A 14,949-nucleotide genomic window follows, 5' to 3' on the forward strand; every position below is an offset into this window, starting at 1 on the left:
AGGGGATGGTCGGAGACGCTGTGATCAGGCCCGGACGGGGCTGCGGCTGCCGCCGGTCGCGCGACCATAGAGCTTCGGGCCCAGGGCCGCGGCGCCGTCGCCCAGCAGGACCTGCACGCCCAGGGCGGCGATCCAGAACACCGGGAACTCCCAGCCGCCATTGGGTGCCGAGAACACCCAGCCATTGCCGGCATGGACCAGGGCCGCGCCGATCAGAACCGGGATCTGGCCAAGCGCCACCAGCCGGGTCGCGATGCCCAGGATCAGCAGCAGGCCGCCGCCGATTTCAGCCGCGATGGTGAGATAGGCGACGATCGGCGGATAGCCGAGCGAGCCGAAAAAGGCGACCGTGCCCGGCACGGTGAAGACGAAGACCTTCATCAGGCCGTGGGCAATGGCGGCGATGCCGAGGGTAAGGCGCAGCAGCAGGGCTGCCTGAGACGGGTTGGAACCGCTGAGCAGGGACATGGCGAAACCTCCAGGACGCATGAGACGAGCGGCGGCGGAGACGATGGCTTCAGGCTTCCGTCTTCCCGTCGCCCCGGGTGTGACATGAAGCTGCCATCGGGCGCCTCATAACTCAAATCACCTGCTTGAAGGTTCGATATTGCTGATGGGAATATCGTGGTGAAGCCCACGGATGGGGAGACAAGCCCTTGGATGCGCGTGATCCGGATCGCATCGATCTCAACCTGCTCAAGGTCTTCGCGGCGGTGATGACCGAACGCAATGTCGGCCGGGCGGCACAACGGCTGGGCATGACCCAGGCCGGGGCCTCGAATGCGTTGCGGCGGCTGAGGCGGATCTTCGATGACGAGCTGTTCCTGCGCACGCCCCGGGGGGTGGAGCCCACCACCCGCGCCGCCGAGATCTGGCCGGGCATTTCCGCCGCCCTCGGCCAGATGCGCGCCGCCCTGACCCCGGCCACCCCTTTCGACCCCTGCACGGTGACCGGCGAGGTCGGCATCGGCGTCACCGAGATTGCAGAACTGGTGATGGGGCCGGCGATCGTCCGCCATCTTCAGGCAGAGGCGCCGGGGCTTGCGCCCCGCTTCCACCACATCGATCGCCGCGATGCCGCCCGGGCGCTGGATGACGGCGAGATCTGGCTGGCGCTGGGCATGCTGCCCGACCCGCCGCCCCGCATCACCCGCATCTTTCTGCGCCGCGACCCGCTGCTGACCCTGGTGCCCGACGGGCTCGACATCGACACCGTGCCGCCGGACCCGCGGGACGGGCCGGAGGCGCTGCCCCTGATCAGCCTCGACGCCTTCGCGGCGGCACCGCATGTGCTGGTCTCGGCCACCGGCAGCGCACAGGGGGTGATGGACCGGGCGCTGGCCGATCTGGGGCGGGAGCGCCGGCTCCTTGCCGTCGCCTCCACCCTGCCGGGTGCCGCCGAGATCGCGGCATGCGCCGGGGCCCTGCTCACCGCGGTCGGCCCCACCGCCTTCACCATCGCACGCCGCGGCGGCTTCACCGTCATGCGCCCCCCGGCCGAGCTGAACCCGCAGCCGGCACGGCTGGCGCTGATGTTCCATCGCCGCGACGAGGGGCTGCCCGCCCATCGCTGGCTACGGACAGAAATCACCCGGCTGGCGCGGACGATCTGAAGCGGGCGGCGATCCCGGGGTGAAGCCTGGCATCAAAGACGGTGACCGCCGGGCCCGCCACCCGCACCCGCATGGGCTCGACGGTGCAGACCAACCGGCCGCCGCGCGGCGAAGCCTGAACGGCCTGCAGCACCGTCAGGCCCAGACGTTCCGCCCACCAGGGGGCCAGCGTCGCATGGATCGATCCGGTCACCGGATCCTCAGGGATCCCCCAGCCGGGGCAGAAGAAGCGCGACACGAAATCGATGCCGCTGCCCGGCTCAGCCGGCGCGGTGATCACCAGCCCCTCGGGATGGATGCCGCCGATCACCGTCTGGTCGGGCACGAAATCCCGCACCAGGCCGGCCTCGGCCAATACCACGAACAGGTTTTCGAAATTGCGACCCACGAAGACCGGCGGCTCGGGGAAGATGCCGGCCAGCGCCTCGGGCAGGGCCGCCGCCGCCATGTCGAAGCGCGGCAGATCGAGTTCATAGCCGGCCGGGGTCGCCGCCACCCGGATCGGCCCGACCGCGGTCTCGAAGGCGAGCGGCCCCGCTTCGCCCAGTTCCGCGATCAGGACATGGGCGGTGGCCAGGGTGGCATGGCCGCAGAAGGGGGCCTCGTCGACGGGGGTGAACCAGCGCAGCCGCCGCACCCCCGGCCGGCCCGGTTCGGGCCAGGTGAAGGCGGTCTCGGCCAGGTTGTTCTCGGCCGCCAGCGCCTGCATCGCCGCAACCGGCGCCGGCCCGTCCAGCACCAGCACCGCGGCCGGGTTGCCGGCAAAGGGCCGGTCGGTGAAGGCGTCGACCTGGAACATCCGCATCCGCGGGCCTCCCTGCGTCAGCGTGCGACCAGCGGCGTGAAGAACAGATGCGCCCCGCCATCGACCATCAGCGTCTCGCCGGTGACATGGGGCGTGTCGACCAGCGCCAGGATCGCGCGGGCGACGTCTTCGGGCGCTGCCACCCGGCGCAGCGGCGTGGTCTTCTCAAGCTTCGCCTTCTGGGCGTCGTAGCGGTCGGCCCCCATGCCCTCGCGCAGCCACCGGCCCTCGATGAAGCCGGGGCAGACCGCATTCACCCGGATCTCGGGCCCCAGCACCCGGGCCAGCGACAGGGTCATGGTGTTGAGCGCGCCCTTGGATGCCGCATAGGCGACCGACGAGCCGACACCCGCAATGCCCGCGATCGACGAGACATTGACCACGGCGCCGCTGCCCGACTGCTTCAGCGCCGGCGCACAGGCCCGGGTCATCTGGAAGGCGCCGACCACGTTGACGGCATAGAGATCCAGGAAATCCTGCGCCTGCAGCCCGTCCAGATCGGCATGGTCGCAGAAGCGGGTGGTGCCGGCATTGTTGATCAGCCGGTCGATGCGCCCGAAGGCCTCTTCGGCTCCGGCGGCGATCCGGCGGCAGTCCTCGTCGGAGGCGATGTCGCCCATCACCACCACCGCCCGGCCGCCGGCGGCCCGCACCATCCCGGCCGTCTCTTCCGCCGCGTCGCGGCTGCGGGCGGCATTCACCACCACCGCCGCGCCGCGGGCGGCGAAAGCCAGCGCCACTGCGCGGCCCACCCCGCTGCCCGATCCGGTCACGACGGCGACCTCGGCAGGCGCGCCCTGGTTGCTGGTCTCGGCAGGTGTGGTCATGGGGTGCGTCTCCTCCGGTACGGCGCGCGGTCTGGTCGCCGCGTGCGCTTTGTCTGCACCTTCCGGTTATCGCGCGGCCAGGGGGGCGGGTCCAGTGCGACGCCATGCCGGCCGCACTGCGGGATTTGCCGTCGCCAGGGCCGCCAGCAGCAGCATGGCGCCTGCGACCTGCACCAGGCTCGGCATCTCGCCTTCGATCGGCCAGCCGAATGCCGCGGTGATCACCGGCTGGATCAGCAGCAGCAGCGAGGCGGCGCCGACCGGCAGGCGGCCGAGTGCCGCTGTGGCCAGGCCCTGGCCTCCGGCATGGGCCAGGATGCCCAGTGCCGCGACGGCGGCCCAGCCGGCAAGGCTGGAGGGCATCAGAACCTCGCCCGATGCCACCGCAAGCAGGCCCAGCCCCACAGCCGAGACCGCCGTGGTGACCAGCATGGTGGTTCCGGCGGCGATGCTGCGCCGGGCCGCCTTGATCGCGATCAGATAGGCGGCATAGCAGGCCGCCGCCGCCACGGCCGACAGGTCGCCCATGATGTCGGCCCCGGCACGGTCGCCGGTGTCGCGAACCAGCAGCCAGGCGCCGGCAAGGGCCAGCCCCAGGCCGGCGATCAGCCCGCGGCCCGGGCGCTCGCCGCCGAAGATCCACAGGGCTGCCACCACCATCACCGGCGCCAGCTGGCAGAGCAGGGCTGCATTGGCGACGGTGGTGGTCCCGATGGCGCGATGGAAGAAGAACAGGTCGCCGGTGAAGGCGAGCCCGGCCGCGATCGCGGCAAGAAAACCACGCCGGCGGGCGCCGGATGCCGGTGTCGCAACCGGCTGCCGCCGATCGATCGTGGCCGACCAGGCGGCCAGCAGCGGCAGGGCCAGAACCATGCGCCAGAAGCCGGCGGCACCGGGCCCGACATCGGCAGCGCGGACCAGGAAGGGAACGAAGGCGAGGCAGACGACGGCCGCGATCATCATCAGCCAGGCCATGCCGGTACCGGCAGCCGTGGCGACGACAAGGCGCCCGCCGCCGGGAACGGCGGGGGAGGATGAGATCATCGGCAGGGGAACTTCGCGTGCGGGGGAGCGGGGGGAGTGCGAAGCGCCGGATCGCGCCGGCATCCGCCACCGGAACGGGGGCCGGGCGGCGGATGCGGATCTGCGGGGGAGAGGGGGGGAGGGCGGCGCAATCCGGCAGTGGCCACTCTGCCGTCGCTTCCGCTATGATGAAAGTGAATGTTTCTAATGACAGCATCACGGATCGTGATGCTGAAACGGAGATGACGCCGATGGGCACCGCCGAACTCGCCCTTGCCCGTGCCGGCCTGCCCGGCCGCCCGGACCCCGTGCTGCCGGCGCTGGATATCGACCTGCTGCGCGCCCTGGTGGCGGTGATCGACCAGGGCGGCTTCACCGCCGCGGCCGAGCGGCTGAACCTGACCCAGTCTGCCGTGTCGATGCAGCTGAAGCGGCTGGAAGACCGGCTGGATCGCCGGCTGGTGGAGCGCGACCGGCGGGGCGTGCGCCCCACGGCCGATGGCGAGGTGCTGATCGGCTATGCCCGGCGCATGCTGGCGCTGAACGACGAGGCGGTGCTGCGCCTGCTGGATGCCGGTGCCCGCGGCCGGGTGCGGATCGGTGCGCCCGACGACTATGCCAGCGTCTTCCTGCCGCCGATCATCGCCCGGTTCGCGGCCGCCAATCCCCGGGTCGAGATCGAGGTGCGCTGCGCCCTCTCGCGCGAGCTGGAGGCCGAGCTTGCCCAGGGCGGCCACGACCTGATCCTGGTCACCCGCCGCGACGGCCATGGCGGCGGATCCCTGGTCCGGCGCGAGCCGCTGGTCTGGGCGGCCGCCGCCGATCACCGGCCCGAAACGGCAGAAACCGTGCCGCTTGCCCTCTTCCCCGAGGGCTGTGCCTTCCGGCCCCATGCGCTCTCGGCGCTCGACCGGGCGCAGAAACCCTGGCGGGTGGCGCTGACCAGCGGCAGCCTGTCGGGCATCCAGTCCGCGGTGGCGAGCGGCCTTGCCCTCACCGCCCTCGCCCGCAGCACGGTGCCGCCGGACTGGCGGATTCTGGGGCCCGAGGACGGCTTCCCCGCCTTGCCCACGGTGGATATCGCCCTCAAGACCGCCGAGCGTCCGTCAGAGCCGGTGCGGCTGATGGTCCGCCACCTGCTGGACGCGCTGGGCGCGCCGACCATCGTGCCGCCGGTGCCCATCGCGCCGCCGATCGCCCTGGGTTGAGACCGGCAGGGCTGAGACCCGGCGGGGTTGAGACCGGCGGGGCTGGGGCCGGCGGGGCGGAAAGATCGGTCAGGCGATGTCCCCCATGGCCACACTCACCCGCCGCCGCGGGATGCCGCCGGCATCGACCACGGCCAGATCGACACGCCCCGCCCACCAGTCGATGTCGATCCGGCCCCAGTTCTCCAGCGGCCAGATCGGCGTCAGCCGGTTCGGCCCCGGTTCGTCGACGATCGCGAGATTGGGCAGGTTGACGCTGCTCGACGTCAGTTCCGTCACCGGATAGGGCGGCCCGTCCGGCCCGGCCGCGCGGCGATAGATCGCCCCCAGATGCCGGTCGCCCGACAGCAGCACCACGCCGCGGGCACCGGTATCGCGCATCAGGCGCCAGAACCGGGCCCGCTCGTCCGGCATGCGGGACCAGCCTTCCCAGCCATGGCCGTCGGCCACCAGCTGCACCGAACTGACCACCAGCCTCAGATCCGCCGGCTGGCGGAAACATCCGGCCAGCCAGGCCCATTGATCCTCGCCCAGCATCCGGGCGCCGGGTCCGGCGGGCAGATAGCGGCCGCCGCCGGGGATGGTGGTGCCCTGCGGCGCGGGGCGCAGGGCGGTGCGGAAACTGCGCAGATCCATCAGGATCACCTGCAGCCGGCGACCCTCCGGACCAAAGACCATGGCATGATGGAGCCCCGGCCGTGCCGACCGCGGATCTCCGGCCTCGACCTCCCAGAACTTCAGGAACAGGGCCTTTGCCGCCGCCTTGTGCGGAAAATCTGCGCCGCCGTCGTTCAGGCCGTAGTCGTGATCGTCCCAGATCGGCATCACCGCCCGGTTGCGGCGCAGGGCGGCAAGCGCCGGCCGGCCGGCGGCAAGGTCATAGGCAGCCGCGAGTTCCGACATCGCGGGTCCGCTGACATCGCCATAGACATTGTCGCCGGCGAAGATCGCGACCTGGGGGTCATAGGCCAGAACATGGTCGAGCGCCGGTGCCGGCCGGGCCTGATGGATGCAGGACATCAGCGCCACGCGTGAGACCGGCACCGCCGTGGGATCGGGCGCCGCCGGCAGCCCTATCGCCGGCAGGCCGGCCAGTACCAGCCCGGCGGCACCGGCCCTGATCAGGCCGCGACGGCCGATCCGGGCCGAGACGATCGTGGCGTCATGACGGGAAGGGGGTATCGACAAGGGCACCGGCTCCTCGACCGCCGGGAGAGATCGGCCCGGACAGGACGAGTCTAGGCGATGCCGGCGTCAGATGCATGACAAGAGCCCCGCCCCGTCATTTTGCGGTTGACGTCGACCCGGGGCTGCTGTTCTGGAACAGAAGACCCCACCGCCACCGGAAGCCCCTGCCCATGAGCCAGCTCGGCCCGCTCGTCGACATCGTCACGGCACTTGCCGCCGCCGTGGTCATCGTGCCGGTGTCGATCCGCATCGGCGCCTCGCCGGTGCTGGGCTATCTGGCCACGGGCCTTGCGGTCGGCCCCCATGGCTTCGGCCTGGTCGAAGAGGGCCCGGCACTGCATCTCTTTGCCGAATTCGGCGTGGTCTTCCTGCTGTTCTCGATCGGCCTCGAACTTTCTTTCGAACGCATCCGGACCATGCGGCGCCTGGCGCTGGGGCTGGGGGCCGCGCAGGTGGTGGTGACCGCCGCCGTCATTGCGGCGATCGGCACGGCGCTGGGCCTGGCGCCGATGACCGCCGGCATTCTGGGCTGCGCCCTTGCGCTCTCGTCCACCGCCGTGGTGCTGCAATTGATGGTGGAACGCGGCGAACAGGTCACCCGCATCGGCCGGGTCGCCATCGCCGTGCTGCTGTTCCAGGATCTGGCGGTGGTGCCGATGCTGGCCGCCCTGCCCCTGCTCGGCACCCCCGGAGAGGATGCGCTGGTGGCGCTGGGCCTGGCGGTGGCCAAGGCGGCGGTGGCGCTGGTCGGCATCTCGCTCGCCGGCCGCTATCTGTCGCAGCCGGCCTTCCGGCGGATCGCGGCGCTGCGCAACCCGGATGTCTTCATGGGGGCCACCCTGCTGGTGGTGCTGGGCACCGCCCTGCTGACCGCGCTTGCCGGCATGTCGCTGGCGCTGGGGGCCTTCCTGGCCGGCGCCCTGCTGGCCGGCACCGCCTTCCGCCATCAGATCGAAGGCGATATCGAGCCGGTGCGCGGCCTGTTCCTGGGCGTGTTCTTCCTGTCGGTGGGCATGGGCATCGATCTGGCGCTGGTCCTGCGCGAACTGCCGCTGGTGCTGGGGCTGACCGCCGGGCTGATCCTGGTCAAGGCGGTGGTGCTGGGCGGCCTTGCCCGCGGCTTCGCCCTGCCGGTCTCTCTGTCGGTGCGATCGGGCCTGCTGCTCGCCCAGGGCGGCGAGTTCGCCTTTGTGGTGATGGCGACCGCCGGCAGCTTCGGCCTGATCGCCCCGGCCGAGGCGGCGCCGATCGTGGCGGCCGTCGCCTTCTCGATGGCGCTGACGCCGCTTCTGGATGCCGCCGGCCGGCGGCTGGAACAGCGGCTCACCCCGCCGGTCGCCACGCCCCAGACGGCGCTGGGCGACGAGGCGGCCGATCTTGAGGAACATGTGCTGGTGCTGGGCTTCGGCCGGGTCGGCCGGACCTTGGCCCATGTGCTGGAAAACAGCCGCCGCCCCTATCTGGCGCTCGATCTGGACAGCGAGCGGGTGACCCAGGGCCGCACCCAGGGCCACAACGTCTTCTTCGGCAACGGCGCCCGCCGCGACGTGCTGCGCGCGGCCGGCATCGAACGCGCCACGGCGGTCGTGGTGACCATCGACAATGCCGGCGCGGCCGAGCGTGCGGTCAGGACCATCCGCCATGCCGCACCGGGAGTGCAGATCATCGCCCGCGCCCACGATACCCGCCATGCCGACCGGCTGCGGGTCGCCGGCGCCGATCGCGTGCTGCCCGAGACCATCGAGGCGAGCCTGATGCTTGCCGCCGCAACCCTCGATGCCGTCGGGCAGTCGGCCGAAGAGACCGAAGCCTGCCTGGGCCAGCTCAGGGCCGACGGCTACGCCCAGCTGCTGCCGCTGGTGGTCGGCCGCCATCAGGATGACGGCGCCGACCACTGATCCGCCGCCCTGCGGGGCACAGGCTTACATCGGCTTGAAGTCGTCGCTCGCAGCGTCATAGGCCATCAGCTGGGCGCGGCCGATATCGTAGTACCAGCCATGGAGCTGCAGCGCCCCCTGCTCCAGCCGCTCGGCGATCCAGGGGAAGGTCGCCAGATTCTTAAGCGACACCTTGATCGATTCCAGTTCGCAGAGATGCTGGTGCTCGTGGGCATCGACATGGGCGTGATCATGCAGCACCTGCTCGCGCACGCCGTCGATCTGCGACATCCAGACATCGATGAAATCGGTGCTGGGCTGGGTGGGATCGCGCTGGAGCAGGGCCCGGATGCCGCCGCAGCCGGCATGGCCCATCACCACGATATGCTCGACCTTCAGCCCGTCGACCGCGAATTCCAGCGCCGCCGAGGTGCCGTGGCGGGCGCCGTCGGGCTCGAAAGGCGGGACCAGATTGGCCACATTGCGCAGGATGAACAGATCGCCCGGGTCGGCGGAGGTGATGATCGCCGGATCGACGCGGCTGTCGCAGCAGCCGATCACCATCACCTTGGGCGTCTGCTGACGGGCCAGTTTTTCAAAGAATTCCGGCCGGGTCTGAAGGGCATCGTCACGAAAGCGGCGAAAGCCGTCGATCACCTTTTCGAGCGCGTTCACTGTCGTCTCCTCGGGCACCCACGACGCCCGAAGGCGCGGTCTGGCTCTGGACTTCCCCCATCTCTCCAGCCTTCTAGATAGCATCGCCCCCCAGGCGGCGAAAGTCCCCGCCTTGCGCAGTGGTGCAACGCCATCGGCGGGCGATATCACGCTGCGGTAACATCGCCGCCACGAAACCGTCAAAAGGCCACGGTAGAACCGCGACCAGTCGACGGTTCTGCACCTTCGTCTCAACCGTCGATCCGGTGATCCATCATGAGCACATCCGACGCCGTGTCCCGTCCTGCTTCACGCGCCAGCCTGCCTGCCGGCTTCGTCATCGGCCATCGCGGTGCCAGCGGTCATGCGCCCGAGAACACGCTGCCGGCGATCCGCCGCGCGGCGGAGCTGGGTGCGCCAATGGTGGAGTTCGACGTGAAGCTCACCCGCTCCGGCGTGCCGGTGCTGCTGCATGACGACCGGGTCGACCGCACCACCGACGGCCGCGGCCCGGCGGCGGGCTTCGAACTGGCGGCGCTGAAGGCGCTGGATGCCGGCGCCTGGTTCGCCCCCGCTTTCGCCCGCACCCGCATCCCCACCCTGGCCGAGACCGTGGCGCTGCTCTCTGAAACCGGTCTCGATGCCAATGTCGAGATCAAGCCCTGCCCCCATCGCGAGATCGAAACCGCGGCGGTCGTGGCGGAAGAGCTGCGCCGTCTCTGGCCGGCGGGCAAGCGGCCGCCGCTGCTGTCCTCCTTCGAGATGGCCTCGCTCCGCACCGCGCTGAGCGTCGCCCCCGACCTGCCGCGGGCCCTGCTGTTCGAAGGCCTGCCCGCCCCCCATACCCTGGATGCGCTGATCGGCGAGCTGCGCCCCGTCGCCCTGCATCTGTGGGAACGGGTGATCGACGAAGACCTGGTCGCCTGGGCGCGCCTGCGCGGCCTGGATGTCAGGGCCTGGACGGTCAACGACCCCGCCCGTGCCGCATGTCTGCACGCCCTTGGCGTGACCGCCGTGTTCACCGATTTCCCCGACCGGATGCTGTCCGGGGCAGGCTGACCCCCGCCCGCTGCCGCAGACGATCCGGTCGACCCGCACCTGTCCCCAAGACCGACACCGGAAGACAGCACCTCCGGACCCTCAGGGAGCGTCGTCATGAACAAGACCTGGATCGTCGCCGCGGCCGTGGCCGCCGGCTTCACCGTCGGCGGTTTCGCCGGTGCCGCCGATGCCGCCACCAAGGTGGAATGGTGGCATGCCATGGGCGGCGAGCTTGGCCAGAAGGTCGAGCAGATCGCCAAGGACTTCAACGCCGGCCAGTCCGACTACGAAATCGTCCCGGTCTACAAGGGCAATTACGCCGAGACCATGACCGGTGCGATCGCCGCCTTCCGCGCCGGCCAGCAGCCCGCGATCGTGCAGGTGTTCGAGGTCGGCACCGCCACCATGATGGCGGCCAAGGGCGCCGTGAAGCCGGTCTATCAGGTGATGGAAGAGGCGGGTGAGCCCTTCGATCCCAAGGCCTATCTCCAGGCGGTGACCGGCTATTACAGCACCACCGACGGCCGCATGCTGTCGATGCCGTTCAACAGCTCGACCCCGGTCATGTATGTGAACCTCGATGCGGCAAAGAAGGTCGGCATCGACTACAAGACCGATCTCGCGACCTGGGAACAGGTCGGCGACTATATCAAGAAGGCGCAGGCCGCCGGCTATACCTGCGGTCTGACCACCGGCTGGCCGTCCTGGACCCAGCTCGAGAACGTCTCGGCCTGGCACAACCAGCCCTTCGCCAGCAAGGAAAACGGCTTCGGCGGTTTCGACGCCGAACTGACCTTCAACGGCCCGGTGCAGGTGAAGCACCTGGAGACGCTGGGCGAATGGCAGAAGACCAAGGCCTTCGACTACGGCGGACGCCGCAGCGATGCCCGCCCGAAGTTCATCTCGGGCGAATGCGTGCTCTATATCGACAGCTCCGCCTCGCTCGCCGGCATCCGCAACGGCGTGAAGGACTTCACCTTCGGCGTGACCATGCTGCCCTACTGGAAGAGCGCGGTCGAAAAGCCCCAGAACTCGATCATCGGCGGTGCCAGCCTCTGGGTGCTGAACGGCAAGTCGGCCGAAGAGTACAAGGGTGTCGCGAAGTTCTTCAGCTACCTGTCCTCGCCCGAGGTCCAGGCCGACTGGCACCTGTTCACCGGCTATCTGCCGATCACCACGGCCGCCTATGACTACGCCAAAAAGCAGGGTGCCTACGACAAGACCCCTGAGGCCGAAGTCGCGATCCATCAGATCAACCTGAACCCGCCCACCGCCAACTCCAAGGGCCTGCGCCTCGGCAACTTCGTCCAGATCCGCGACGTGATCGAGGAAGAGATGGAGCAGGTCTTCGCCGGCAAGAAGACCGCGAAGGCGGCACTCGACGATGCCAAGACGCGCGGTGACGAGCTGCTGCGCCGGTTCGAGCGCACCGCCGGCAACTGATCGCCCGAAGATCCGTGCTGCCGGCCCGTGCGGGGGCATGTCCCCCGCACGGGCCGCATCGCTTCGCCTCCCATCCGCCCGGAACCCGTCCGCCCCATGGCCACACGCTCGCTCTTTCGCGGCAGAGCCCTGCCGCTTGCCCTGGTCGCGCCCCAGATCGCCATCACCCTGGTCTTCTTCGTCTGGCCCGCGGCCCAGGCGCTGAAACAGTCGATGCTGATCGAGGATGCCTTCGGCTTCGGCTCGGAATTCGTCTGGTTCGAGAATTTCGAAAGCGTGCTGACCGATCCCGGCTATCACAACGCGATCGCGGTCACGGCGCTGTTCAGCATCGGCGTGATGCTGGTCTCGCTGAGCCTGGGGCTGCTGCTGGCGGCGCTGGTCGACGGGATCACCTCACGGCGGGTCGGCGCCATCTACCGGGCGATTTCGGTCGCGCCCTACGCCATTGCCCCGGCGGTCGCGGGCGCGCTCTGGTTCTTCATCTTCAACCCCACGGTCGGCATCGTCACCCATTGGCTCGGCCTGGTCGGCATCGACTGGAACCATGTCCGCAACGGCGATCAGGCCCTGCTGCTGGTGATCCTCGCCGCCGCCTGGAAGCAGATCGCCTATAATTTCGTGTTCTTCCTGGCCGGGCTGCAATCCATCCCCCGCTCGCTGATCGAAGCGGCGGCGATCGACGGGGCCGGGCCCGGGCGGCGTTTCGTCAGCATCGTCCTGCCCCTGCTCTCGCCCACCGCCTTCTTCCTGATGGTGGTGAACCTGACCTATGCCTTTTTCGACACCTTCCCGGTGATCCACGCGGTCACCCAGGGCGGCCCCGGCAATGCCACCGAAACCCTGGTCTACAAGGTGTTCCGCGACGGGTTCATCGGCCTCGATCTCGGCCGGTCGGCCGCGCAGTCGGTGATCCTGATGGTGGTGGTCGCCGCCATGACCGTGGTCCAGTTCCGCTGGGTCGAGCGCAAGGTCCACTACTGAGCGAGGAGTCCTCCCATGGCCATGGTCGAAGGCGGCACCCGCTCGCGTCTCGTCCGTCATGCCCTGATCTGCGGCCTGCTCGCCGCGATCGTCTTTCCGGTCTACATCGCCTTCGTGACCTCGACCCACGAGGCCTCGACCATGCTGCAGGGCGTGATCCCGCTCCTGCCCGGCCCCGACCTGGTCCCGACCTATGCCCGGGTGCTCGCCACCGGCATTCCGACCTTCGGCGACCTGCCGGTGGCGACCATGATGCTGAACTCGCTGGTCATGGCGCTCGGCATCGCCATCGGCAAGATCGTGATCTCGCTGCTCTCGGCCTATGCGATCGTCTTCTTCCGCTTCCCGCTCAGGATGCTGTGGTTCTGGATGATCTTCGCCACCCTGATGCTGCCGGTGGAGGTCAGGATCGTGCCGACCTTCCAGGTGGTGTCGGATCTGGGGCTGCTGAACAGTTTCGGCGGGCTGATCGTGCCGCTGCTCGCCTCCGCCACCGCGACCTTTCTGTTCCGGCAGTTCTTCCTGACCATCCCGGACGAGCTGATCGAAGCCGCGCGCGTCGACGGGGCCGGGCCGATCCGCTTTCTGGTCGACGTGATCCTGCCCTTGTCGCGCACCAACATCGCAGCGCTGTTCGTGATCATGTTCGCCTATGGCTGGAACCAGTATCTCTGGCCGCTGATCGTGACCACCGATCCGCAGATGACCACGATGCTGATCGGCATCCAGCGCGCCCTGTCCGGCAGCGACGAGCTGACCCCCTGGAACCTGGTGATGGCGATGAGCCTGCTCGCCCTGCTGCCGCCGCTCGCGGTCGTGCTCGGCATGCAGCGCTGGTTCGTCAAGGGCCTGGTCGACGCAGAGAAGTAGTTGCTGGCGAGGGAGTCTTTTAGTCCCTCGCCGGGCGGGCGCTCCCGCGCCCTTGGCCGCCGCCTCAATGGCGGCTGTTTGACGACCCTCGGCCCAAGCGGGTGCTGCCGCCGCCTCAATGGCGGGAGTGTTTTAGCCCCTCGGCCCAAGCGGGTGCTGCCGCACCCTTGGCCGCCGCCTCAATGGCGGCTTGTTGACCACCCTCGTCCGTATGCGGAATCCCGTCTTAATCCGAAGGCAGAGCTGTCCCATGAGCACGCTGACCCTGGCCGATCTGCGCAAATCCTATGCCGACACCCCGGTCATCCATGGTGTCGATCTCGATGTCGCCGATGGCGAGTTCGTGGTGCTGGTCGGGCCGTCCGGCTGCGGCAAGTCCACTTTGCTGCGCATGGTGGCGGGGCTGGAGACGGTCACCGCCGGCCGGATCCTGATCGACGGCCGGGTGGTGAACGAGCTGGAGCCCCGGGATCGCGACATCGCGATGGTGTTCCAGAACTACGCGCTCTACCCGCATATGACCGTGTTTCAGAACATGGCCTACGGGCTCAAGATCCGCGGCATGACCAAGGCCGAGATCCGCCGGCGGGTGGACGAGGCCGCCGCCATGCTGGGTCTGGGGGCCCTGCTCGACCGCCGGCCGGCGGCCCTGTCGGGCGGCCAGCGCCAGCGCGTCGCCATGGGTCGCGCCATCGTGCGTGAGCCGAAGCTCTTCCTGTTCGACGAGCCGCTGTCCAATCTGGATGCCAAGCTCCGGGTTCAGATGCGGCTGGAGATCAAGCGCCTGCATCAGCGCCTGGGCGTCACCAGCCTCTATGTCACCCATGATCAGGTCGAGGCGATGACCCTCGCCGACCGGCTGGTGGTGATGAACGGCGGGCGGGCCGAACAGATCGGTCGGCCGCTCGATCTCTATCTCCGGCCCGCCACCCGCTTCGTCGCCGGCTTCATCGGCTCGCCGGCCATGAACTTCATGCCCGCAGCCCTGTCGTCCGATGCGGTTCTGGTGCAGGGCGACCGGCCGATCCGGGTCGATCCGGCGGCCATGGGCCTTCAGGGTCTGACCGGTAAGGCCGGGAATGACGCAGCCGGGGATGGCGCCGTGCTGGGGCTCAGGCCCGAAGACCTGCACCGCCCGGGCGCCAGTGCGCTTGCCGGCGCACCGGTGATGGAGCTGGGGCTGGAGGTGATGGCGGTAGAGCCGCTGGGGGCCGATACCCTGATCCACGGCCGGCCGACCGCCCCCTGCGGCACGGCGCTCGCCGATGCGGCGGGCGAGGCCCGCGGCCTCGTCACCGCCCGCCTGGCCGGCGCGGTCGAGGCGGCGCCCGGGGCGCATCTGGCCCTCCAGGCGCGGCTCGACCGGCTGCATGTCTTCGGCGGTGACGGCCGGCGCCTCGGCGCCTGACCGCCCGC

Annotated in this window: 14 protein-coding genes; 8 read left to right on the forward strand and 6 right to left on the reverse strand. The window is 69.8% G+C overall.

What is annotated here, in order from left to right; genetic code table 11:
• Positions 1–24 precede the first annotated feature (24 nt).
• Positions 25–468, reverse strand: a complete 444-nt coding sequence (locus WI697_RS00905; RefSeq protein WP_062770438.1) for a DoxX family protein — start codon at positions 466–468, stop codon at positions 25–27.
• A 188-nt stretch (positions 469–656) separates the two neighbouring features.
• Here WI697_RS00905 and WI697_RS00910 point away from each other — a divergent pair, with 188 nt between their 5' ends.
• Complete coding sequence (locus WI697_RS00910) at positions 657–1,613, forward strand: LysR family transcriptional regulator (RefSeq protein ID WP_062770435.1); 957 nt, start codon at positions 657–659, stop codon at positions 1,611–1,613.
• On the opposite strand, the gene WI697_RS00915 is transcribed toward WI697_RS00910, so the two are convergent.
• From WI697_RS00915 to WI697_RS00925, 3 genes are all read right to left on the reverse strand, one after another.
• On the reverse strand, positions 1,588–2,418 hold the full coding sequence (locus WI697_RS00915; RefSeq protein WP_345957081.1) for a PhzF family phenazine biosynthesis protein: 831 nt from the start codon (positions 2,416–2,418) through the stop codon (positions 1,588–1,590). The genes WI697_RS00910 and WI697_RS00915 overlap by 26 nt on opposite strands.
• Positions 2,419–2,435: 17 nt before the next feature.
• Entirely contained in the window at positions 2,436–3,245 is an 810-nt protein-coding gene (locus tag WI697_RS00920; protein ID WP_014746812.1) for an SDR family NAD(P)-dependent oxidoreductase, read from the reverse strand.
• A 66-nt stretch (positions 3,246–3,311) separates the two neighbouring features.
• The gene (locus tag WI697_RS00925; RefSeq protein ID WP_345957082.1) at positions 3,312–4,289 is read right to left on the reverse strand and encodes a DMT family transporter; all 978 of its coding nucleotides are present in this window, start codon (positions 4,287–4,289) and stop codon (positions 3,312–3,314) included.
• A gap of 230 nt (positions 4,290–4,519) precedes the next feature.
• Between WI697_RS00925 and WI697_RS00930 the strand changes: the two genes are divergently transcribed.
• A complete protein-coding gene (locus tag WI697_RS00930) occupies positions 4,520–5,476 on the forward strand; it encodes a LysR substrate-binding domain-containing protein (protein WP_345957083.1) in 957 nt (318 codons plus the stop codon).
• A 69-nt stretch (positions 5,477–5,545) separates the two neighbouring features.
• Here WI697_RS00930 and WI697_RS00935 read toward each other — a convergent pair whose 3' ends face one another.
• Complete coding sequence (locus WI697_RS00935; RefSeq protein ID WP_345957084.1) at positions 5,546–6,664, reverse strand: alkaline phosphatase D family protein; 1,119 nt, start codon at positions 6,662–6,664, stop codon at positions 5,546–5,548.
• 170 nt (positions 6,665–6,834) lie between these two features.
• Between WI697_RS00935 and WI697_RS00940 the strand changes: the two genes are divergently transcribed.
• Positions 6,835–8,562: a monovalent cation:proton antiporter-2 (CPA2) family protein gene (locus WI697_RS00940; RefSeq protein WP_062770417.1), complete on the forward strand. Its 1,728-nt coding sequence runs from the start codon at positions 6,835–6,837 to the stop codon at positions 8,560–8,562.
• 24 nt (positions 8,563–8,586) lie between these two features.
• On the opposite strand, the gene WI697_RS00945 is transcribed toward WI697_RS00940, so the two are convergent.
• Complete coding sequence (locus tag WI697_RS00945; protein WP_345957085.1) at positions 8,587–9,216, reverse strand: carbonic anhydrase; 630 nt, start codon at positions 9,214–9,216, stop codon at positions 8,587–8,589.
• 255 nt (positions 9,217–9,471) lie between these two features.
• On the opposite strand from WI697_RS00945, the gene WI697_RS00950 reads away from it, so the two are divergent.
• The 5 genes from WI697_RS00950 to ugpC all read left to right on the forward strand — a co-directional run bounded on the left by WI697_RS00950 (position 9,472) and on the right by ugpC (position 14,941).
• Positions 9,472–10,254 (forward strand): glycerophosphodiester phosphodiesterase family protein, encoded by a 783-nt coding sequence (locus WI697_RS00950; protein ID WP_345957086.1) that lies wholly within the window; start codon positions 9,472–9,474, stop codon positions 10,252–10,254.
• 96 nt (positions 10,255–10,350) lie between these two features.
• Complete coding sequence (ugpB, locus tag WI697_RS00955; RefSeq protein ID WP_062770408.1) at positions 10,351–11,679, forward strand: sn-glycerol-3-phosphate ABC transporter substrate-binding protein UgpB; 1,329 nt, start codon at positions 10,351–10,353, stop codon at positions 11,677–11,679.
• Positions 11,680–11,775: 96 nt separating this feature from the next.
• Positions 11,776–12,663 (forward strand): sn-glycerol-3-phosphate ABC transporter permease UgpA, encoded by an 888-nt coding sequence (ugpA, locus tag WI697_RS00960; RefSeq protein ID WP_345957088.1) that lies wholly within the window; start codon positions 11,776–11,778, stop codon positions 12,661–12,663.
• 21 nt (positions 12,664–12,684) lie between these two features.
• Positions 12,685–13,533 (forward strand): sn-glycerol-3-phosphate ABC transporter permease UgpE, encoded by an 849-nt coding sequence (ugpE, locus tag WI697_RS00965; protein WP_041606774.1) that lies wholly within the window; start codon positions 12,685–12,687, stop codon positions 13,531–13,533.
• A gap of 250 nt (positions 13,534–13,783) precedes the next feature.
• The gene (ugpC, locus tag WI697_RS00970) at positions 13,784–14,941 is read left to right on the forward strand and encodes a sn-glycerol-3-phosphate ABC transporter ATP-binding protein UgpC (protein WP_345957090.1); all 1,158 of its coding nucleotides are present in this window, start codon (positions 13,784–13,786) and stop codon (positions 14,939–14,941) included.
• Positions 14,942–14,949 lie beyond the last annotated feature (8 nt).

The organism is Tistrella mobilis, assembly GCF_039634785.1.
GTDB classification, from domain to species: Bacteria; Pseudomonadota; Alphaproteobacteria; order Tistrellales; family Tistrellaceae; genus Tistrella; species Tistrella mobilis.